15 protein-coding genes are annotated in these 20,870 nt (G+C 66.1%); 6 read left to right on the top strand and 9 right to left on the bottom strand.

Annotated features, from left to right (window positions below; translation table 11 throughout):
- Window positions 1–58 precede the first annotated feature (58 nt).
- The 3 genes from Q0082_RS16815 to Q0082_RS16825 are packed head-to-tail and all read left to right on the top strand — an operon-like array spanning window position 59 to window position 3,520.
- Complete coding sequence (locus Q0082_RS16815; RefSeq protein ID WP_298194763.1) at window positions 59–1,234, top strand: iron-containing alcohol dehydrogenase; 1,176 nt, start codon at window positions 59–61, stop codon at window positions 1,232–1,234.
- Window positions 1,234–1,911: a TetR/AcrR family transcriptional regulator gene (locus Q0082_RS16820; protein WP_298194764.1), complete on the top strand. Its 678-nt coding sequence runs from the start codon at window positions 1,234–1,236 to the stop codon at window positions 1,909–1,911. The genes Q0082_RS16815 and Q0082_RS16820 overlap by 1 nt, the downstream gene beginning before the upstream one ends.
- Window positions 1,904–3,520, top strand: a complete 1,617-nt coding sequence (locus tag Q0082_RS16825) for an AMP-binding protein (protein ID WP_298194765.1) — start codon at window positions 1,904–1,906, stop codon at window positions 3,518–3,520. The genes Q0082_RS16820 and Q0082_RS16825 overlap by 8 nt, the downstream gene beginning before the upstream one ends.
- Here the strand turns inward: Q0082_RS16825 and Q0082_RS16830 are convergent, their stop codons facing one another.
- A complete protein-coding gene (locus Q0082_RS16830; RefSeq protein ID WP_298194766.1) occupies window positions 3,521–4,753 on the bottom strand; it encodes a cytochrome P450 in 1,233 nt (410 codons plus the stop codon).
- Between the two features lie 11 nt (window positions 4,754–4,764).
- Entirely contained in the window at window positions 4,765–7,032 is a 2,268-nt protein-coding gene (locus Q0082_RS16835; RefSeq protein ID WP_298194788.1) for a TonB-dependent receptor, read from the bottom strand.
- A 111-nt stretch (window positions 7,033–7,143) separates the two neighbouring features.
- On the opposite strand from Q0082_RS16835, the gene Q0082_RS16840 reads away from it, so the two are divergent.
- From Q0082_RS16840 to Q0082_RS16850, 3 genes are all read left to right on the top strand, one after another.
- Window positions 7,144–9,105 carry an NAD(P)/FAD-dependent oxidoreductase gene (locus Q0082_RS16840; protein ID WP_298194767.1) on the top strand — a complete coding sequence of 654 codons (1,962 nt, stop codon included), beginning with the start codon at window positions 7,144–7,146 and terminating at the stop codon, window positions 9,103–9,105.
- A complete protein-coding gene (locus Q0082_RS16845) occupies window positions 9,102–10,319 on the top strand; it encodes a serine hydrolase domain-containing protein (RefSeq protein WP_298194768.1) in 1,218 nt (405 codons plus the stop codon). Before Q0082_RS16840 ends, Q0082_RS16845 begins: the two co-directional genes overlap by 4 nt.
- A 158-nt stretch (window positions 10,320–10,477) precedes the next feature.
- Window positions 10,478–12,832 (top strand): BTAD domain-containing putative transcriptional regulator, encoded by a 2,355-nt coding sequence (locus Q0082_RS16850; RefSeq protein WP_298194769.1) that lies wholly within the window; start codon window positions 10,478–10,480, stop codon window positions 12,830–12,832.
- 9 nt (window positions 12,833–12,841) lie between these two features.
- Here the strand turns inward: Q0082_RS16850 and Q0082_RS16855 are convergent, their stop codons facing one another.
- From Q0082_RS16855 to Q0082_RS16885, 7 genes are all read right to left on the bottom strand, one after another.
- Window positions 12,842–13,909 (bottom strand): hypothetical protein, encoded by a 1,068-nt coding sequence (locus tag Q0082_RS16855; protein WP_298194770.1) that lies wholly within the window; start codon window positions 13,907–13,909, stop codon window positions 12,842–12,844.
- The gene (locus tag Q0082_RS16860; RefSeq protein WP_298194771.1) at window positions 13,906–15,060 is read right to left on the bottom strand and encodes a hypothetical protein; all 1,155 of its coding nucleotides are present in this window, start codon (window positions 15,058–15,060) and stop codon (window positions 13,906–13,908) included. Before Q0082_RS16860 ends, Q0082_RS16855 begins: the two co-directional genes overlap by 4 nt.
- Entirely contained in the window at window positions 15,057–16,121 is a 1,065-nt protein-coding gene (locus Q0082_RS16865; protein WP_298194772.1) for a saccharopine dehydrogenase NADP-binding domain-containing protein, read from the bottom strand. Before Q0082_RS16865 ends, Q0082_RS16860 begins: the two co-directional genes overlap by 4 nt.
- Entirely contained in the window at window positions 16,118–17,149 is a 1,032-nt protein-coding gene (locus Q0082_RS16870; protein ID WP_298194773.1) for a polyprenyl synthetase family protein, read from the bottom strand. Before Q0082_RS16870 ends, Q0082_RS16865 begins: the two co-directional genes overlap by 4 nt.
- The gene (locus tag Q0082_RS16875) at window positions 17,149–17,994 is read right to left on the bottom strand and encodes a hypothetical protein (RefSeq protein ID WP_298194774.1); all 846 of its coding nucleotides are present in this window, start codon (window positions 17,992–17,994) and stop codon (window positions 17,149–17,151) included. The genes Q0082_RS16870 and Q0082_RS16875 overlap by 1 nt, the downstream gene beginning before the upstream one ends.
- Window positions 17,981–20,146: an FAD-dependent oxidoreductase gene (locus Q0082_RS16880; protein WP_298194775.1), complete on the bottom strand. Its 2,166-nt coding sequence runs from the start codon at window positions 20,144–20,146 to the stop codon at window positions 17,981–17,983. The genes Q0082_RS16875 and Q0082_RS16880 overlap by 14 nt, the downstream gene beginning before the upstream one ends.
- Window positions 20,147–20,333: 187 nt before the next feature.
- A complete protein-coding gene (locus tag Q0082_RS16885; protein WP_298194776.1) occupies window positions 20,334–20,663 on the bottom strand; it encodes a UrcA family protein in 330 nt (109 codons plus the stop codon).
- Between the last annotated feature and the right edge of the window lie 207 nt (window positions 20,664–20,870).

Raw genomic sequence — 20,870 nt, forward strand, 5'->3', positions numbered from 1 at the left:
CCGCATTCCACAAATGCTACTCTAGAGTATAAACAAAGCAATTGGTGGGAGAGCGGCGATGGTTACAGCCTCACAGGTCATGCTCACGGCAACCGAGCGCGTCACATTAGGCGTCCCGGCGGCCGAAGCGGTTGCACAGGAAGCGGCGGCGCGCGGCGCGAGCCGTGTGTTCATTCTCGCCAGCAGCTACCTCAACCGCCAGACAGACGAGATCCGCCGCATCGAGGCCGCGCTAGGCGGCCGCCACGCGGCAACGCACGACGGCATCCAGCCCCACGCACCGCGCAGTGATGTGCTCGCGGCCGCCAATGCCGCGCGCGCGGCGGGGGCCGATCTGGTCGTCACCGTGGGCGGCGGGTCCGTGACCGACGCGGGCAAGATTCTGCTGATCTGCCTCAAGCACAACATCACCACCATCGAAGGCTTCGACGATTACCGCGTGCGGGTGGACGATACCGGCGCGATGGTGATCCCCGAATTCGCCGGGCCGGACGTGCGCGCGATCTGCGTGCCGACGACGCTCTCGGGCGGCGAGTTCAATCCGCTCTCTGGCGCGACCGACGAGGCGATCAAGCTCAAGCAGGCCTATACCCAGCGCGAGATGGTGCCGGTCTGCGTCGTGCTCGATCCTGCGATCACGGTGCACACGCCCGAATGGCTGTGGCTCTCGACCGGCGTTCGCGCGGTGGATCATGCGACCGAGACGCTGGCCTCGTTCCTCTCCAACGATTTCTGCGATGGTATTGCCGATAGCGCATTGCGGCTGCTGGCGGCTGGGCTCCCGGCGGTGAAGGCGGACCCGACCGACCTCGACGCGCGGCTCAAATGCCAGATCGGCGCGTGGCAATCGATGATCCCGATCATCGGCGGTGTGCCGATGGGCGCCAGCCATGCCATCGGCCACGTGCTCGGCGGCACCTGCGATGTGCCGCACGGCCACACCAGCTGCGTGATGTCGCCCTATGTTCAGGCGTTCAATGCACCGGTCAACGGCGAGCGGCAGAAGCGCATCAGCGCTTGCCTTGGCGATCCCTCGAAATCCGCTTCGGAACTGCTCGACAAGCTCATCCGCGGGCTCGGCATGCCGCGCAGCCTCAAGGAAGTGGGCGTCAGCGAAAACCAGCTCCAGCTCGTGTCCGAATACACGCTGGAGGACATCTGGGGGCGCACCAATCCCCGCCCGATCAAGACGGCGGCGGACGTGATGGAAATCTTGCGGACCGCGATGGGCTGATGCAAACCGCCGCTGCACTCGCCACGGACATCGCGGACCTCATGGACAAGCCGAAGAAGAAGCGCGCCGCCTCCCAGCTCAAGGACGAAATCACCGCCTACAAGCGGCGGCGTATCCTGGAGGAAGCGAGCCACTTCTTCTTCCTCAACGGCTATGAGGCGACGACGCTGGATTCGGTGGCCGAGCAGCTTAACGTGACGAAGCCCTTCATCTACTCGTACTACAAGAACAAGGGCGAGCTGCTTTACGAGATCTGCCAGACCGGCATCCAGCTTTCGCTGACCGCGCTGGAAGAGGCGCTCTCGGTGGAAGGCACGGCGAGCGAGCAATTGAAGATCGTGGTCGAGCGCGTGGCGCGGATCATCATCGAGAACCAGCGCTATGTGACGGTCTACTTGCGCGAGGAAAAGTGCCTCCTGCCCGAGGATGCACGGCGAATCCGCGATCTGAGGCACACGTTCGATACCAAGCTGGCCGCGCTGCTGGAGAAGGGCAAGCGGACCGGCGAGTTCGATGTGACGCACCCTTCGCGCACGGCGATCTGGGTCTCGGGCCTCTTGAGCTGGATCGCGCTGTGGTATCACGAAGGCGGGCGCTGGTCGGCCACGGAAGTGGTGATGGATGCGATCACCATGGTGCAGAAGATGGTTCAGCCGGCAGGAGCGGCCCATGGTTGACGCGAAAGGCCACAGCGATCCGCGCGTGCTCGATCGGCGCCGCTGCGTGCTGCGCTACCTGATCGACGATTTCGCGGCCTCGCAGCCGGATGCAGTCTATGCCGTGTTCGAGGATGGCGGGCAGTGGACCTATGCGCAGCTGCGGGCGCTGGTCGTTGCCAAGGCGGCGGGCCTCGCGAAGCTGGGCGTGAAACGCGGCGATCATGTTGCTGTGTGGCTGCCTAACGGGCGCGAGGCGCTGATCGTGTTCTATGCGATCAACTACCTCGGCGGCGTGTTCGTACCGTTCAACACGGCCTATCGGGGCTCGATCCTCGAGCATGTGCTGGCGAATTCCGATGCGACGGTGCTCGTCGCCCACGGCGGGCTGCTCGACCGGCTCGAGGGGGCCGATACCGCAGCGGTGACCACGATTGTGCAGCTTGGCGACGGCACTGCACCCGCGCGCTTTGCCGTCCATGCCTTTGAGGATGTGACCGGCGAGGAAGCCGAGCTTGCCCCGCTGGACCGGCCCATCGAGCCTTGGGACACGCAGTCGATCATCTACACTTCGGGCACCACCGGGCCTTCCAAGGGCGTGCTTTCCTCCTACCTCCACCTCTACACCAACGCCGGACCCGAGAGCTGGCACTTCGTGACCGGCCAGGACCGCTTCCTCGTCAACATGCCGGTGTTCCATATCGGCGGGCTGGGCATTCCCTTCGTGATGCTCGCGCGCGGCGGTTCGATCGCGCTGATGGAGAACTTCTCCACCGACACGTTCTGGGATTTCGTGAAGCGCACCGGCTGCACTGTGGTGTTCCTGCTCGGCGTGATGGCCACCTTCCTGATCAAGCGTCCGCCGGGGCCTGAGGACCGCGATCATGGCGTGACCAAGGCTTTCATGGTGCCGCTGACCGAGGCGGCTGGCGCATTTCACGAGCGCTTCGGGATCGATGTCTACACGATCTTCAACATGACCGAGATTTCCTCGCCCATCGTATCGGACGCGAATCCGGTCAAGCTGGGCACCTGCGGCAAGATGCGGCCCGGTGTCGATGTGCGACTGGTCGATGCCAATGACTGCGAAGTGCCCATCGGCACGGTGGGCGAGATGATCGTCCGCACCGATCGGCCCTGGGCGATGAACAGCGGCTATCACAAGAATCCGGAAGCGACCGCGCGCGCCTGGCGCAATGGCTGGTTTCATACCGGTGACGCGTTCCGCTGCGATGCGGAGGGGTATTTCTACTTCGTCGACCGGGTGAAGGACGCCATCCGGCGGCGCGGAGAGAACATCTCCTCGTTCGAGGTGGAAAGCGACGTGACCGCGCACCCCGACGTGCGCGAGGCGGCGGTGATCGGCGTGCCGAGCGAATATTCCGAAGACGAGGTCATGGCGGTGATCGCCCCGGTGCCGGGTGCGAACATCGACCTGCAGGCGCTGTCAGAATTCCTCGCCGCGCGAATGCCTTACTTCATGGTGCCGCGCTATATCCGCATCCTGCCCGAACTGCCCAAGACGCCGACCGCCAAGGTGATGAAGGCCGAACTGCGCGCCGAAGGCATAACGCCCGATACGTGGGACCGAGAGAAGGCGGGGATGCGGCTGAAGAAGGAACGCCTCTGATCACCAGCTGACGTCGAGCCGGTTCAGTCCGCGGAACATGAAGCCCTCCTGCCGCCACTGCGCGCTGGCGGCATCGATCCGAAGTTGCGGGAAACGCGAGACGAGCGACTTCAACGCGATCTCGCCTTCGAGGCGCGCCAGTTCCGCGCCGACACAGAAATGGATGCCGCCGCCGAACGAGAGGTGCTTCGGCCCTTTGCGGGTGATGTCAAAGCGATCCGGCTCGTCGAACACGGCGGGATCGCGGTTGCCTGCCGCCACCAAAGTCAGCACGCGTTCGCCGGCGCGGATCAGCTGGCCGCCCACCTCGGTGTCGGTGAAGGCAGTACGGTTGGTGCCGACAAGCGAGCTTTCGTAGCGCAGGATTTCCTCGGTCGCGGATTCGGCGAGGCCCGGATCGGCGACCAGCTTCGCCCACTGATCGGGAAACTTCGCGAGGCTGAGGAGGCCGTTGCCGATCATGTGGGCGGTCGTCTCGAACCCGGCACCGAACAGGCCGATGGCAACGGTCGCGATCTCGTGGTCGCTGAGCGGCCCGTTCTCGTCGCGTGCCTGGCACAGCGCCGTGGCGAGATCGTCGCGCGGGTGCAGACGGCGGTCTGCGATCACCGCGCCGAAGAAATCCATCAGGAAATCCATCTGCCGGTTGGCAAGGCCGAGCTCCGCATCGGAGAAGGCGCGCATTTCGAACACGACGAAGCTGTCGGCGATGGCCTGATTGAGCGCCACGAGCACCTCGTCCGAGGCTTCCTCGGGCGATAGGCCGAGCATGTCGCACATGACGAGGGTGGGAAAGCGGTAGGCAAACTGATGGATCACTTCCATCCGGCCCTGATCCGCCACGGCATCGAGCAGCCGGTCCGCCACCGCCTGCACGCGCGGGCGCATTTCGATCACGCGCCGCGCGGTGAGCGCCTGCGTGACGAGGCCGCGCACCCGGGTGTGGCGCGGCGGGTCCTGGTAGAGGAAGATTTCAGATAGCCAGCGATAGGCCGAATGCGACAGGACATCGAAGTCCGGCCCATAGAACAGGCGGATGTTCGAGAGGAAATCGCCCTGTCCGAAGTTCGTGCGGTCCATCAGGATGGTGCGCACGTCCTCGTAGCGCGTCGCGATCCAGAAGCCGAGCGGCGAGAAATGGAGGGGATCTTCGCGGCGCAAGGCCGCGAAGATCGGGTAGGGATCACGCTTGAGCTGCGGATCGGTGAGGTCGAAGCGCAGGCTCTCGGTCATCCCCTAGCCCCTCAGAAGTTCACCCCGAACGTCACGCCATAGGTGCGCGGCGGGGCGACCGAGCCGACGCGGACGCTGCTGAACAGCGGGGCAGTGATGATGTTGTTGGTGATGATCAGCTTGTTGGCGAGGTTACGGCCCCAGACGTCGACGCTGTACCGGTCGTTCGCCGAAGTGAAGCGCAGCCCGGCGTTGATCAGGGCATAGGGGGCCTGCGTCGCATCGGCGTTGTTGAACTCGGTGAAGAACACCCGGTCCTGCCAGTTCACTTCGGCACGGGCGTTGAGCTTGCCCGCCGTGCCGAGCGGGATGTCGTAGTTGGCGCCGGCGCGGAACGAGAACTCCGGCGCGTTGGAGAGGCGGTTGCCCGCGACGCTGATCTGCTTGAAGCCCTGCCGGTAATCGCCGGTGGTGAAGCGGCGGTACTTGGCATTGAGGTAGGTGCCGAAGAGTTCGAGCGTCAGCCCCGGCAGCGGCTTGGCGCGCAGTTCGGCTTCGAAGCCGTAGTTGCGTGCCGAAGCCGCGTTGACCGTGGTGACGACGCTGCTGGCATCGACGAAGCCGACCTGAAGATCGGTATAGTCCATGTAGAACGCAGCGAGATTGGCCTGCAGCTTGCGGTCCGCCGTGGCGGTCTTGAGGCCGATCTCGTAGCTCCAGACGTATTCGGGGTTGATCACGTCGTTGCGCGAGCCGACGTTGATCACGCCCGATTTGAAGCCGCGCGTGACCGAGGCATAGAGCAGCGTGCTGTCGTTGGCCTGATAGTTGAGCGTGACGGTAGGGGTGAAGGCGTTCCAGCCCTTCTGCTTGTCGGTATTGACGCTGCCGAGGAAGTCGAACGTGCCGACCCCTTTGCGCTTTTCGTGGCTGAAGCGGCCGCCCGCGGTGATCTTGAGCTTGTCGCTGAGCGCATAGGAGCCCTGCGCGTAGAAGCCTACCGCGTCGATCGTCACGGTGCCGTTCTGGAGGTAGTTGAGCGTGTCGAACGCGTTGTCGGGCGTCGCCGGCGGCACCTGGCCGGCAATCTTGAGCAGCACGGCCAGATTGGTCAGCGGCACGCGCACTTCGCCGTAGAGGTTCTCGTGGAAGTACATCGCGCCGAGCAGCACATCGAGCTTTTCGGTCTTGTAGTGGCCGACCAGTTCCTGGCTGAAGGTCTTGCTGTTCTCGATATAGTTGTTCTGCCCGAACATGTTGGCATCGGACGCGTCGAGGTCGTCGCGGTTGAAGCGCTTGAACTTGTGGTACGAGGTGATCGACTTCACCTCCCAGTCACCCGGCGTCCACGCGATCGTGCCGGTGAAGCTGTGGCCGTCACGCTCGTTGAGCGGCTCCTGATCCGACCAGATGTTGCGGATATTGGCGGGCCGGCCTGCGGCTGCGGCAACCGTGAACAGCGACTTGCCGCCAAGGATCGAGCCAAGCAGGTTTTCCGGCGCCACAGTCGGGCCGAAATAGTGGAACGCGTAATTGGCGTCGTTCTCGTTGAAATACTCACCCGAGAGCGTGATCTCGAGATCCTCGGCAGGTTTGGCGAGGATCGTGCCGCGCAAGGCATAGGCATCGCGGTTGTCGATCTGATTGCCGGTAAATTCGTTGATGCCGAAGCCGTCGCGGCGGTCGTACTTGCCGGCAAAGCGCACCATCAGCTTGTCGCCCGAGATCGGCCCACCAAGCGCGCCTTCGATCGCGACGGCGTTGTAATTGCCATAGCTCGCCCTGAGATAGCCGTTGAACTCGTCGGTCGGCTTCTTGGTGATGAGGTTGATCGCGCCCGCGGTCGCGCCGCGACCATAGAGCGTGCCCTGCGGCCCGCGCAGCACTTCGACGCGATCGAGATCATAGAAGCCCGAAAGCTGGGCGGCGGGGCGGGCAATCTGCGCGCCGTCCTGCAGGAACGCGACGCCGCCGTCTGCGCCAAGATCGATCGAGGTGAGGCCGATGCCGCGGATGAAGATGCGGTTGACGCCGAACTGGTCACCCACCGAGAGGTTGGGGATCGCGGTGGCGAGCGACTGGACGTCCTTGACCCCGCCAACCCTGAGATCGGCAGCCGAGACGGCGGAGACCGATGCGGCGACTTTAGAGAGCGATTCCGAGCTGCGCGTCGCCGTCACGACGATATCGGCAAGACCCTCGGCTGGCTGGGCAGCAGATTGGGCTGCCTCCTGCGCCAGCGCGGGCGCGGCGATCAGCGCGCCGCCGGCCAGCAGAACGGCCAGCGCGCTGCGGCGCAGATTCGACTCGACATGCGCGGAAAACTGGCTGCGAACCATCTTCAATCCCCTCATCCCTCGCAGTATTGAAACTGCGTACCTTTTTTATCTACTGGTGCGTAGATACCTGTTCCGCTAGGTAGATGGCAAGTGATAATCAGGGAGAGTGGCTTGACCACGCTGAAAATGGAAAGCCTGACGCCGGCCGGGGACCCTGTCGATCTGTCCGCGCTGGCCGCGGATCCGGCGGCCTTGCGCGCTGCGCTTGCGGAGGCGGACGCTGCCACGCTGATGCTCGTGCTGGTGCAGCTGACCGGCGATCATGGCCTGCTCGACCGCGCGCGGCCGCACATCACCGGGCCGATGAACTATCACGAGGCGATGCCCGAGGACCTGCGTGCGGAAATTCGCGCACGGTTGGCGGACACGCTGCTCGACTATGCCCGCACCGGCCGCCCGTTGCCGCCGCTGCCCGAGGGCGATTTCCTGCAGGACATGCTCTCTACCGCCGTCGGGGAGCATGTGAGCGCGGACTATACCGCGATGATGCGCGAGGATCTGGAAGCCGCTCAGCCCGATCCGCGCGGGCTGATCTGGCGCAAGCGCCCGGAGCCGGCAGCGCTCGAAAGCTTCCCGGTGGTCATCATCGGCGCGGGCATGTCGGGCGTCTGCGCCGCGATCCGGCTGGGGCAGGCGGGCATTCCCTATACGATCATCGAAAAGAACCCTGCGGTCGGCGGCAGCTGGTACGAGAATTTTTATCCCGGCTGCGGGGTCGATACGCCCAACCACTTCTATTCCTACTCGTTCGAGCTGAACCACGAATGGTCGCACTTCTTCGCCAAGCGCGACGAGCTGTGGACCTATTTCGAGCGCGCGACCGACAAGTACGGCGTGCGCGAACATATCCGCTTCGAGACCGAAGTGAGCGCGGCGACCTATGACGCCGCCACCGGCACCTGGGACGTCGCAACGCGCGACGCATCGGGCGCGGTCTCTCACATCAAGGCGCGGGCGGTGATCTCGGCAGTGGGTGTGCTCAACCGGCCCAAGCTGCCCGACATCGAGGGGCGCGAGACCTTTGCCGGCACTGCGCTCCACACCGCGCAGTGGCAGGAGGGGCTGGACCTCAAGGGCAAGCGCGTGGTGATGATCGGCACCGGCGCGTCTGGCCAGCAGGTCGGTCCGACGATTGCGCCCGATGTGGAAAAGCTCACCATCCTGCAGCGTTCGCCGCATTGGGTCGTGCCCAATCCCAACTATTTCGCCGAAGTGTCCGAAGGCATGAAGTGGGTACTCGCCCATGTGCCCTTCTTCGCGCGGTGGTATCGCTTCCAGCTGTTCTGGGCCTTTGCCGACGGGCTCCATGCCTCGCTGCAGGTCGATCCGGCGTGGGACGATGGCGGCAAGTCGATCAATCAGGTCAATGCGCGGCACCGCCAGTTCATGGAGCGCTATCTGCGCGGCAAGCTGGCGGGCCGCGATGACCTCATCGCCAAGTGCACGCCCAGCTATCCGCCCTATGGCAAGCGCATCCTTGTCGACAACAACTGGTACGACATGCTGCTGCGGCCCAACGTCGATCTGGTGACAGGCGGGATCGCGCGGATCGTGCCCGAAGGCGTGGTGATGGCGGACGGCACCCTGATCGAGGCCGACGTGATCATCTACGCGACGGGTTTTCAGGCCAGCAAGATGCTCGCGCCCATGACGATCACCGGCGAGGGCGGGCGCGACCTGCACAAGCTTTGGGGTCCGGACGACGCCACGGCCTATATCGGCACGATGGTCCCGGGCTTTCCCAATTTCTTCATGCTGATGGGCCCCAATACCGGGCTCGCGCATGGCGGGAATGTCATCTTCATCACCGAATGCCAGATGCGCCTGATCCTCACCGCGCTGCGCGAGGTGATGGAGAATGGCGCCAAGGCGATCGATGTGAAGCCCGCGGCGCATGATGCCTATGTCGTCGATGTGGACGAGCGGCACGCCCGGATGGTCTGGACCCACAAGGGCCTGACCAACTGGTACCGCAACGATGCGGGACGCGTCTTTGCGCTCCTGCCCTATCGGCTGGTCGACTACTGGAAGATGACCAAGACCTTCAAGCCAGAGGATTTTACCCTGACATGAGCGCGATCGCCCTTGAACTGCCCGACGGACGCATGATCTCCGGCCAATGCGATGCCCAGTTCACCGGGGTGCTGACGGAGTTCCGTCGCAATTTCGAGGAGCGCAAGGAGGTGGGCGCGAGCGTTGCGATCACCCACCATGGTCGCACCGTGGTCGATCTGTGGGGTGGGCTGGCACGTCCTGAAAGCGGCGAGCCCTGGAGCCGCGACACGGTCTCGATCGTCTATTCCTGTACGAAGGCCGCGACCGCGCTGTGCCTGCACATGCTCGTCGATCAGGGCAAGGTGACCTACGAGACGCTGGTCGGCGATCTCTGGCCGGAGTTTGCGAGCGGCGGCAAGGAAACGACCACCGTGGCCATGATGCTCGCGCATACATCTCCAGTGCCGCATGTCGCCGACACCATTCGCAAGGGTGGCCTTGCCGACTGGGACTACATGACCGCGCGCGTCGCAGCCGAGCCCGCGCACTGGGAGCCCGGGACGCGGCAGGGCTATCACGGCGTGACCTACGCGTGGACGGTCGGCCAGCTCGTTCGCCTCGTCTCTGGCATGCCGCTGGGGCAGTTCTTCCAGGAGAACGTCGCGGGACCGCTCGGGCTCGATTTCCATATCGGCCTGCCCGAAAGCGAGGAGGGCCGCGTCGCGCCGATGATCGCGCCCGATCCGGCGGAAGTGAACTTTGCCTCGGACTTCTATCGCAAGGCGACCACGCAGCCGGGGAGCCTGCCCAACCTGTTCCTCACCAACCTTGGCGGGGCGGACTTCAATTCGCGCGAGATCCATGCTGCGGAGATCGGCAGCGCCAACGGGATCACCAACGCGCGCGGGCTTGCCGGCATGTACGCCCCGCTGGCGAACGGGGGCGGCTCGCTCGTCTCCGAAGCCCGCGTCCACCGTATGGGACGTGTATCGGCGGCTACGCACAGCGATGCGGTCCTCTGCCAGCCGATGCGTTTTGCGATGGGCTTCATGACCAGCACCGACAATCGTGCCTCCGGCGCCGATAGTCTCATTCTGGGTGAAAGTGCGTTCGGCCATGTCGGCATGGGCGGCAGCGTGGGGTTTGCCGATCCGGCGCATGGCTTCAGCATGGGCTATACCATGAACCGGATGGGTGCCGGCATCCTCGTCGGCGAACGCGGGCAATCGCTGATCGATGCGGCATACCGCGCCATTGGCATGACCTCCGACGCAAGCGGGGCGTGGCGCTAGCGCCTCGCGCGGCAAACGCCCGTTCGGGCAAGGCTTTGACATGCATCCTGGACAATAAGTTGTCGCCAAAACGGCAGAAATTGGGCTAATGTTACAGGGGTGACAGGGGCGGGCACAAGATTCGCATGGATGCGGTGACGACAGATCTGGGGCGAGACGTGGCGGCCCAGGCCCGTTTCGGCGTCCAGCTCATCGGGCCGTTCCGCCTGTCGGGTCCGGATGGATCGGTCCTGCCGGTTCAGGGCCGCCGCACACGCGCGCTGCTCGCCACCTTGCTGCTGGCGCCGCAGCAGAGCATGGGGCGCGAACGCCTTGCCGGCCTTTTCTGGGGGGACCGCGGCGATGCTCAGGCCAGGGCCAGCCTGCGCCAGTGTCTGCTCGAACTGCGCGGCGTGCTGGCCGCGGGAAGCGGGACCACCGGTGAAGACCATCTGATCGCCACGCGGGAGACTGTTGCGCTCGCGCCCGGAACCTTTGCGTGCGATGTACTCGCGCTGCGCGTTGCACTGGGCGGGGACGAATGGGAGCGCGTCGCCGGGCTCATCGACAACGCGGGCACCGCCCCGCTGCTGCAGGATCTGGAACTCGGCGGCGCCTTCGGCGAATGGCTCGAGGTGACACGTGCCGAGATCGATGCGCGCATCGCCGATGGCCTTGCCAGACACCTCGCCGTGCGGGAAAGCACCGGAGATGGTGCCGCGGTCAAGGCGCTGGCCACCGCCTGGCTCCGGCGCGATCCATTAAGCGAACCGGCAGTGGCCGCCATGATCCGCGCCGAGATCGCCACGGGCGCACGGGCGGCGGCGCACATCCGCTATCAGGCCTTTCGCGATCTGCTCGCCGCCGAAATCGGCGTTGCACCCGGGCCACTTGTCGATGCGGCGCTGCGGACCGAGGCCGGGGCCGAGCTTGTCTCGGGAGCGGTGCAGCCCCAGCCTGCCCCTGTCGCCGCACCGCCTCAGCAGCTACCGCCACCGCCACCCTCGATCGGCTCGCTCGTCTTGGCGGTGCTTGCCTTCGACAACCATTCCGCCGATCCCGACCTCGCAGAATTCTGCGACGGTGTTTCCGAGGAAATCCAGCGCACCGTCGCGCGCGGCACCGGGATTGCCGTGGTCGCGCGGGCATCGAGCTTCCAGTTTCGCGGTGCCGACAAGAGCATTGCCAAGGTTTCTTCGGCGCTCGGTGCCTCGCACCTCCTCGATGGCTCGGTAAGGCGTAGCGGCACCCGGCTGCGGATCACGGCTGAACTGGTCGAATGCGCCAGCCACCGCGCGGTGTGGAGCGAGCGCTTTGACGGCAGTCTGGAAGATATCTTCGCATTGCAGGATTCGATCGCGGAACAGGTCGCTGCGGCGCTGCAGCTCACGCTCGTGCCACGCTCTGCCACGCCGCCGCTCGAGCCCGCCACCTACGAGCGTTTCCTGCGCGCCCGTGGCCTGCTGGCCGATGGCGATGCGCAGTTCGACAACACTGCGCTCGAGGCGGTGCCGCTGCTCGAGGCTGTCACTAGCGACGCACCCGATCATGCCGCGGCGTGGGAGCTGCTCGCGCTGGCCCGGGCCCTCGTGCTGCGCTCGGGACGCAGCCCGCAGCCCTTTGCCGAAGCGCGCGAAGCCGTGGTCACCGCCGCGCAGAAGGCACTGAAGCTCGATCCGCGCCGCGGCGGTGCCTATCGCGCTCTGGCCATGCTGGAGCCCTGGGGCCACCACGCCGTGCGCGAGAAGCTGCTGCTCCAGGCGCTCGAAGTGGCGCCGCGCGATCCCGCCGCGCTGACCGACATGAGCAATTTCTGCTGGGGTGTCGGACGTTTCCGTGATGCGCTGGCCTATGCCGAAGCTGCCTGCGAGCTCAACCCGCTGATGCCCGCCGCACGGCTTCATGCAGCGCAGATGCGCGCCTATGTCGGCGATTACGATACGTCGATCAGCATGCTCGAGGAGCTCCATCTGCGTTGGCCGCAGAACGCCGGCATCCTGATGACCCTGCTCAACTGGTCGGGCTCGCTTGGCTATCCCGAGGTCTATTACCGGCATATCGGCGCGATCGACCGGTTCGAGGGCTGGCAGGCGCGCGATCTCGCGGCGGTGCGCGCCTATGTCGAGGCGGTCTTCAGCAAGGACATCAACGTCAAGCAGACCCGGGCCGCGCGCTATCGCGGCCTGCTCGAGAAGACCGGGACGATCACGCTCAGCCTTGTTACGGGTCTTGGCTTCATCGGCTTGCCGGACGAGGCGTTCGAGCTCGCCGAACGGGCGGATTACAGCCATGTGTTCGATCCGTCCGGACCGTCACCCAGCCTGTTCTACCCCGGCGTAGCGCTCGGACCGTGGAGCTGCCTTCTCTCGCATCCGCGCTTCGTGCGGGTGTGCCACCGGCTCGGCCTGTGCCGCTACTGGCAGGAAACCGGCCAGTGGCCCGATTGCGCGGCCTGGGTGCCATTCGATTTCAAGTCCGCCGTACGCCGGACCGCCGAATCCGGCCCTGCGGCCGGCGAGCAGGATAGGCGATAGGGCTTCGGTTCAGGCCGTCTGGCCGTAGGTGTGCAGGGTCTTCTCGATGCGGTAGCGGGCATCCGCCGTGTAAGAGATGACCAAGGCCACATCGACCGGCATGTAATCCAGGTCCCAGTTGGTCGGCGGCGTGCCGGGCGCACCAAGATTGGGCGCCTTGGTGGTCAGCTGCGATGTCGGATAGCGCACCCGCTTGCCGAACATCGCTTGCAGCGTCTCCTTCAAGCTGTCGGACCACAGGAATTCGAGCACGGTGTCCTCGCCCGAAAAGAATTCGACATTGCTGATATTGCCGTGCTGCGTACGCGAGGAAATGATCGCGCGGTAAGCGGAACGGTCCATGTCGAAGACATCGCGGAACTGGCGCAGGGTGTTCACTTCCATGCCGCCCGGCGCAGCGGTGCCGCTATCATCGAACGAGCCGGTGAAGATGCCTGCGCCGATCAGGATGTCGACAAAGGCATCGAGATCAGGATCGCCTTGCAGCAGGATTTCCAGATCCGCATTTGCCGTCGTGGGCTTGAGACCCATGCGCATGCAGCCAATGCTCTGGCTGCGGGCCTTTGGATCGAACCGGGCCATGCCTTCGATCGCCATGTCGATCATCAGCTCGTCCGGCGTCACGCCTTCCTCCATCCGGAGCGAGGCCATATCCATTTCCGTGCCCCAGATCTCGCGCGCGGAAAACATCACATAGCTGTTGTCGATGAAGGCAAAGGGCTGGATCCACACCATCTCGGGTTCCAGCAGCAGGTTGCCGGGTCCGATCGGATGGCGCAGGACCGGGAAAGTCCAGCAAAGCTCGGTATGGCGGGTCGTGTCCCAGCCGAACTTGTGTTCGTAGGTGCTCGAGAAATTGTCGTGCTTCGCGACACACAGCATCCCGTAGGTCTTGCCGGGAAGCGGCGTGTAAAAATACGGAGCCTGATCCGGCGCGGCGGCATTGAACCGCAGCCGCAGATGCGCCTCGATCAGCGCGGCTTCGATCGGGATCACGAAATTCCACATCCGCATGCCGAGCGACTGCCACGGCGGCAGCAGCTGATCGGTGGAGAAGGATTCGATGAACAGGGTCATGGCATGCCCACTCCGCTCCGGGGGCCGAAGAAGCCGCGCAGCGGGCGGTACCAGCGGGCCGCGAGATCGCTGGAGCCGGGCGTGGGCGGCAGGCCTCCTTCGCGGTCGATGGGAAACTCGCGGATCACCCGCATCGTATCGAAATTGATGTCTGCCATGAACCGGCAGGCCGCCACGGTATTGACCGAATGCGGCATCTCCGTCGCGTCCTCGCCCACGTCGAGAAACACCTTGAGGATCTGGTGGAAACTGCCGGTGTTGTTGAAATGGAGATCGACATCGAGCTCGTTGTAGAAGCGCACTTCGCGCACGTTGAGGTATTGCGCGCGGCAGGTGACCAGCGCCTGATAGACCGCGCGGCGGGGATCGACGGCATCGCGGTATTGCTTGAGGCCCACCGTGCGCATCGAGGTGGGGATGAGGCCAAGCGAGAAGGTATCGATGAAGTTGGCGGCCGTGACCGTGCTGCCCAGCCAGTCCTTGGCGGCACGGCTGTCGAGCAGGGTCGCCAGCGTGCGGCGGGGCGGCTGGGTCCCTGCGGTCGTCGGCAGGACAGGCTTGGTCTCTACCGCCATGAATTCCTGCTGGACCTGCATCGTGCCGATCTCGGCATCGGGCCAGCCGGGGAGGCTGATCCGGCCGAGGAAGCTGTCCGGATAGCGGCCCACGCCGTTTTCGATATTGGCGAGCAGCTTGCCCAGACCCAGCATCTCGCGCCCGCAAACACTCGACATCGGATTGCCGACGACGATGAACGGCAATGCCCATTCAACCGCGGTATCGGTGACGAGCCGCTTTGCGCCCCGGCCATAGCGGATCACTGGCAGTGCGACGAAAACCTCGGTCTGGCTGATCGAGCCGCGATCGGCATAGCCCACTTCGCCCAGCTGTCCGCTTGCCGGGGCGGCGCTGATCATCGTGGGGTAATCAAGGAACAGCACCGTCGCGTAAGGCCAGAACGGCATCGGCCGGTAGACGTAATCGCGCGACGCCTCATCGCCGATGTTGAGATAGCGGTCGCAGTACTCCTGCACCTTCTGCATCGAGATGTTGAAGTAGAAGGCGTTCACCGTGACGCCGGGGAAATGGTAGGGCGGCGGCACCTGCTGGCTGGCGGCCGATTGGACGTAGGGGATGGACGATCGCATCATGCCGCCGTGCTCCTGTCTTGCGCGGAGAAACGCGCGGCGCCCGCGTCCACCGCAAACCCTGATCCGAATGCGGCGGCCAGGCTGGAGACCCCGGCTGGCGCTTCGCCCGCCAGCACCCGGTGCAGCGCGGCCGCGGCGATGCGCACACTGGCGCCGTAGCCATCGAGCGTCTCCATGGTGAGGCGCCGCACCCGCCGCCAGGGATCGAGCGCTTCGGCGACCATGGTGAAGCGCGCCGCGTCCCGCGCGGGCTCGTCGGGCGCGGCGGGCCACAGCCGCGCGATGGCCCCGCCCGCCATGCGCCAGGGCGCCGCGCCAGTCAGCGCCATGCCGATCCCGGCAGCGCGATAGCCTGCGCGCATCGACCAGTGCATTTGCGAGAAGACCGCGATGTCCTCCACGCCGGTCAGTTCTCCCGCCGTGACTACGCTGGCCCAGTCTGTTGCTGCGGTCTCGGCAGGGCCGTCGCCGAAATCGAACATCTGCGTGAGGCTGCCCGCCGGGATCATCTCCAGCGCGCCGCCGCGACGGATTACCGTGCCGGGATCGGCGAGCCCCGCCATCGTCGCCACGCTCCCGCGCGAGACAACTTGCGCCGCCGAAACGCCGAGGCGCAGCGCGCGGGTATCGGGCCAGCGCTCCACGGCGGCGAGCAGCAGGCAGTCGGTGGCCGCCGGGGTCAGCGCTGCGCCTGGCAGCACCGCGATCCCCGCGTCACGCGCCTCGGCATCGCGGGCAAAGAGCGCCGCGATCACGCGCCATTCGCCGCCGAGATCGAGGTAGTGCGTGCCGGTGGCGAGGCAGGCATCGAGCATCGGCATCGCGGTTGCCGCAAAGGGCCCGGCGGCGTGGAGCACGGCGCCCACATCGGCGAGCGCCGCTCGCACTTCGCCCGGCGCATCGAGCGCGAAGGCCCGCCAAGGCAGGCCGAGCGGCCCGGCCACGGCGGCGAGGGCCGCGGCATTGCGCCCGGCGAGCACGAGATCACACGTTCCCGCCAGCTGCCGCGCCAGCGCCTGCCCGGTGTAGCCCGTCGCACCATAGAGCAGGGCGCGGCTCATGCCCGGTCAAACACCCAGCGGATGAGGCCATGGAGGAACGTGCGCTCTTCCGAAGGCGGCAGCGCGCCATAAACTGCGGCAAATTCGTGTTCCGCCGCCCCGGCCATGGCGGCGGCGACCGCGCGGGCATGATCGATCGAGCCGCGCTCGTGCATCAGCCCGGCCAGCCACAGCACGTCATTCTCGCGGCGCGCCTCGCGGCTGAGGCCGAGGAACGCATCGAGCCTTGCGCGCTCGGCCGCATCGCACTGCCGGCGTACATGGATCAGCATGAGTGTACGCTTGGCCTCGGCCAGATCGCCGTTCTGTTCCTTGCCATAACCGGGGTCTTCCGAAAGGTTGCGCAAGTCGTCCTCGATCTGGAAGGCAAGGCCGAGGAAATAGCCGAAGCGCACGACCATCTCGGGATCGAGCCGCCCGCGCGAGCCGATGATGAGGCCGAGCTGTGCCGGCCAGATCATCCCCATCCACGCGGTTTTCTTGAGCGCCATGCGCAAGTAGTCGGCCTCGGCAAGGTCGGTCACGTTGCGGTCGCGCCAGCCGAGTTCGAGCGCCTGCCCCTCGGCAGTCTGCCTTGCCATCGTGGCGGTGACATCCATGACCTGTCGGATCACGTCGCCGCCAAGCGGGCGCACGGCATCGATCAGCGGTGCAAAGGCGGCAAACAGCAGCGCGTCGCCCGCATTGATCGCCAGCGGCACGCCGTGGAGAGCGTGGAGCGTCGGCCGGCCGCGTCGCAGTTCGCTGCCATCCTGTACATCATCGTGGATGAGGAGCGCGTTGTGGAGCATTTCGATCGCGGCGGCCGCGCGCACCGCCTCGGGCATGGGTTCGCCGCCGGAGCGCTGGCCGAACACGGCGGCATTGGCGAGGCAGATGGCCGGGCGCAGCATCTTGCCGCCGCGCTGAGGATAGTCGGCCAGCATCTCGTCGAGAAAGGGCGAAGGTGCGGGCGCGGCCAGATAACGCGCCACCTCTGCGCGAGTCGCGGCACCGTAGCGCTGGAGCAGGGCACCCTCGACCGTCATCAGCCGATCTCGATCTCCATCAGCCCCACCAGCAGCGCCTGCCGCCGGCAATAGACCGCCCCGGAGTAGAGGCCGGCCGGCTGCCCGGCGGGTACGGATATCGTCGCCAGCAGACCGGGGGCATCGGGGTCGAGGGCAAAGGTGATGTCGATGATCGGCGGCGCGCTGCTGCCACGCAGGACAAGCGCATCGCAGGCAAGGTCGGCCGGAGCGACGGGCCGCGCCGGCAGGGCAAACGCGGTGGTCCTCGCCCGCGCTGTCTCGCTGCCGTGAAAGACCACGCTCAGCGCCAGCTTGTCCGGCGCCGGGGCAGGCTGGGGCGCAGGATGCGGTGCCGGGGTGGGCGCGGAACCATGCGCTTTCGGCGCAGGGAAGGGACCCACGACGGTCGAACCAGGCGGTGGCGGGCTCGCAAGGCCATCGGCCTGTCGCACTAGTGCCTCGCAGATGTCGAAGGTTGCGCTCGTCATCTGGCGTGCAAGGCCGATGAGGTTCCCCGCCATCGCGCGCAGATCATCGGGCACGTCGCGCACGTTGTAGGCGCCGACGCGGAACTGCTCGGCGGCGCGGCGCCCCTGCGCGATGGTCTCGCCCAGCACATCGTACGCTGAGCGGACCGTGGCCGCGACCGTATCGTTCACCGCCAGTGTATCGGGATCGTGGACCGGGCCATGCTGCGGATGTGGTGCGGGATCAGCGGCAGCTGCGGCTTGAGCGGCAGCGTGGGCTGCGCCGTTGCTTCCGGCTGCGGGACGACTGCCGGCGGCATGGCGATGAGGGCCTTCGCGCGCCGCCTCGGGGCGGGTCGGGCGGGGTTGGGGGGCAGCGTCGTCAGGGGTGGTCATAGGCAATGATGTCCTCGAGGTCCGGCGCGCCGGAAATGGCGTGGGCTGCCAGCAGGCCCGACATGACCGCGCCTTCGACGCAGCCTGAATGGAAGCCGCTGTCGGTCCAGTCTCCGGCAATGGTCAGGTTGTCGTATGTCCTATCGAGCGGCGAGATGCGGCTGCGCCAGCTGCCCGGGGTATGGATCACGTAGCGGTCCGACGGGTTGACGTTGGCGCGCCAGTACTGGGTGGCGAAGCGTGCGCGGCCTTGGGGCTCCGGGCCGCCACATTCATCGGCCTTGAGCAGGTCCCAGCGGAACTGTCCTGCGGCGTCATAGGCTCCTGGCCAGATTGCGCGGATCGGCCCTTCAAGGAAACCTTCGGCATTGGCGCGAACTTCGGCATCGCGGGCCGGCTGGTACGCCATGTCGCCCTCCGCCGGCGGCTCGGGTGGATCGGGCAGGACTGCGCAGAAATAGACCGACGTCGCGGGCGGGCGCTTCCAGCCTTCCTCGGGCACGACATGTGCCATGTCGCACCAGGTATCGAACGGCTTGGCGAAGGCGCCGGTGATGTAGGCAGGGCCCGGCCAGCCGAGCGATGCGAGGTCCTCCTTGAGCCAGATCTGGAACGCCTGGCTGGCAACGGTCTTCACATCGCGGCACATCGCCTGCCAGCGCGGATCGCTCGAGACGATGCCATTCGCGCAGTGCGGTACCGCGCCGATGCCCACGCCGAGCACGACCATGTCGAAATCGCGGCGCACCTCGAGCACGCATTCGTCCGCGCGGCGGCGGTCCCAGTGCGATTCGAACCTGCGGCCCTCGGCCAGCAGCGCCTCGCCCTGTTCTAGCTGGGCATGATCGGGGGCGGAGGGCCAGCAGGGCCGGCCCTGCACGTCGACGAGCGGCTGGTACTCTCCGCCGCCCGCGATGCGCGCCTGCACATCGAAGCGCAGCCGCGCCGCGTGCGTGCCGGCTTCATCCAGCTCGATATCGGTGAGCCGGTGGAAGAAGCGGAAGTCCACGCCGCGTTCCTTCAGCGCCGTGTAGAGCGGGGCGAAGACGACATCGCCCATCCCGGCGCGCATCCGCCACATGAACGCGCCGCGATAGCCGAAGAAAGTGCGCAAGGTGCCGCGCAGGCCTTGCCCTGCGGAAAGACGCGGCTTCTCCGGATCGCCGTCCTCATACCCCATCGAGAGATCATAGAGCCCGCGCAGGAACGGCGATTGCAGCGAACGCAGCGAGGCGCCGTTCATCCGCATCCATTCGCGGCATTCGTAATCGTCGATCGCATCGAGCCCGCGCGGATCGAACATGATCCCGTAGCGGACGAAGCCAGTGACCGTCGCCAGCGTGAGATCGGCGACTTCCCAGAGGAAGCGCAGCCGGTTGTCGGCGAGGAAGCGGTCCTCGATCCACTGGCGCAGCGGCACCGCCACGGCGTTGACCGCGCCCATCAGCAGGCCCGCCGTCTGCGGGCTGACCGAGCGCACGAGCGCCGCCAGCACGCCGAGCGCTTCGGCGAAGACGGCGGCGGAGGCAAAGAGGCCCATCCGCGCCAGTTCACCGATCCGCGCGGCAAGGTCGGCCGGGTTGGCCGGTCCGGCCGCGTGCGGTGCATCGAAGTGCGTGACGAAGCCGTGGCCATCGACCGTGGTATCGAGCACGAGCGCGCGCAGCAGGTCAAAGGCGCCGGCCATGTAGTATTGCAAGCTGAACACGGCATCCGGCGCGAGCGGATCGCCAGGATAGCCGGCGCGGGGCGGCATATGCACTTGCCAGCGCTGGAACTGGCCGATCTCGGTGGCGGCGCACAGCGCGACGTCGTTCTCCGCCGTCCACGCGTCGCGCCAGTCGCCATAGAGGTGGCCGAGGCCCTTTGCTTCGAGTTCGGCATGGCAGGCACGCATCATGCGGAACGCATTGTCGTAGAAGCCCAGCCAGATGTGGAGGCCGTGCTCCTCGATCCGCCCGTTCATCCCGCGGCCCGAAGCACCCTTGCCGCCGAGCCGCCAGCCTTCCTGATAAAGTGTGACCTGGTAGCGGCCGCGATGGTGCGGCGCGGTCAGTTCCCAGGCTGCGGCCATCGAGGCGCAGCCGCCGCCGATGATGGCGACCCTGATGGGCGATTCGGAGGCAGAGGCGGCGCTCAGGGCCGCCTCCATATGGTGCGCTTGCAGTCCGCGCGTCGCCGTCTCATGCCTCGCCTCCCGGAGCTAAGTATCCATGCTTGCGCCGGAAAGTCCATCGCTTGCGATGGGCTGCGGTCCGCTCCGGACACGAAAACAGCAATCGGGCCGGGAGCACCATGCCCCCGGCCCGAACTGACCTGTGTGGTAGGGTGCAACGTGTTCAGCGCTGGGCGAGCACCGGGGCCTGCTGCGACACGGCAGCAGCCAGCGCGGCACGCCGGGCCTTGGCGCGGCAGGTGTTGATCGCCAGCCGCTCCTCGAGCGGGGTCGTACCGGAAGCGGTGCCGCAGACGCGGCTCACCGCACCGGAGATGCGCGCCTTCAGCGTCGTCAGGCCTTCTTCACTGGCGAGGTTGAGGTCGGCGGTGCGCACCACGGCGACGTTTACGTTCGGATCGTCCATGGCCGGGGCGGCAAAGGCGGGGACGGTCATTGCGCCGAAGGTGACGGTGGCGGCAATGGCAGCGGCAAGGGTGTTCTTGGTGATCATCGTGGCTCTCCTTCGGAATTTCGGCTGGTTCGCACCGCCGATGAGCCTTGATTAGGAGCGCCGCGTCAGCGCGCCTGCGAAGCGTGCGTCAGCACATCGTCAAAAGTGCATTGCACTGGAAACAAAAGAAAATTGGTGCAGCCTCGGCGTGTCGACGTACGGCAGCCTTATCTGGATCCGGCAACCGCCCATACGCGAAGGGCCGGG

The organism is Novosphingobium sp., from assembly GCF_027489515.1.
GTDB lineage: Bacteria > Pseudomonadota > Alphaproteobacteria > Sphingomonadales > Sphingomonadaceae > Novosphingobium.

What these genes read in the sequence shown, in the direction of transcription:
- Q0082_RS16815 (WP_298194763.1), top strand. Translation starts at nt 59, where the DNA reads ATGGTTACAGCCTCACAGGTCATGCTCACGGCAACCGAGCGCGTCACA.
- Q0082_RS16820 (WP_298194764.1), top strand. Translation starts at nt 1,234, where the DNA reads ATGCAAACCGCCGCTGCACTCGCCACGGACATCGCGGACCTCATGGAC.
- Q0082_RS16825 (WP_298194765.1), top strand. Translation starts at nt 1,904, where the DNA reads ATGGTTGACGCGAAAGGCCACAGCGATCCGCGCGTGCTCGATCGGCGC.
- Q0082_RS16830 (WP_298194766.1), bottom strand. Translation starts at nt 4,753, where the DNA reads ATGACCGAGAGCCTGCGCTTCGACCTCACCGATCCGCAGCTCAAGCGT.
- Q0082_RS16835 (WP_298194788.1), bottom strand. Translation starts at nt 7,032, where the DNA reads ATGGTTCGCAGCCAGTTTTCCGCGCATGTCGAGTCGAATCTGCGCCGC.
- Q0082_RS16845 (WP_298194768.1), top strand. Translation starts at nt 9,102, where the DNA reads ATGAGCGCGATCGCCCTTGAACTGCCCGACGGACGCATGATCTCCGGC.
- Q0082_RS16855 (WP_298194770.1), bottom strand. Translation starts at nt 13,909, where the DNA reads ATGACCCTGTTCATCGAATCCTTCTCCACCGATCAGCTGCTGCCGCCG.
- Q0082_RS16860 (WP_298194771.1), bottom strand. Translation starts at nt 15,060, where the DNA reads ATGATGCGATCGTCCATCCCCTACGTCCAATCGGCCGCCAGCCAGCAG.
- Q0082_RS16865 (WP_298194772.1), bottom strand. Translation starts at nt 16,121, where the DNA reads ATGAGCCGCGCCCTGCTCTATGGTGCGACGGGCTACACCGGGCAGGCG.
- Q0082_RS16870 (WP_298194773.1), bottom strand. Translation starts at nt 17,149, where the DNA reads ATGACGGTCGAGGGTGCCCTGCTCCAGCGCTACGGTGCCGCGACTCGC.
- Q0082_RS16875 (WP_298194774.1), bottom strand. Translation starts at nt 17,994, where the DNA reads ATGACCACCCCTGACGACGCTGCCCCCCAACCCCGCCCGACCCGCCCC.
- Q0082_RS16880 (WP_298194775.1), bottom strand. Translation starts at nt 20,146, where the DNA reads ATGGAGGCGGCCCTGAGCGCCGCCTCTGCCTCCGAATCGCCCATCAGG.
- Q0082_RS16885 (WP_298194776.1), bottom strand. Translation starts at nt 20,663, where the DNA reads ATGATCACCAAGAACACCCTTGCCGCTGCCATTGCCGCCACCGTCACC.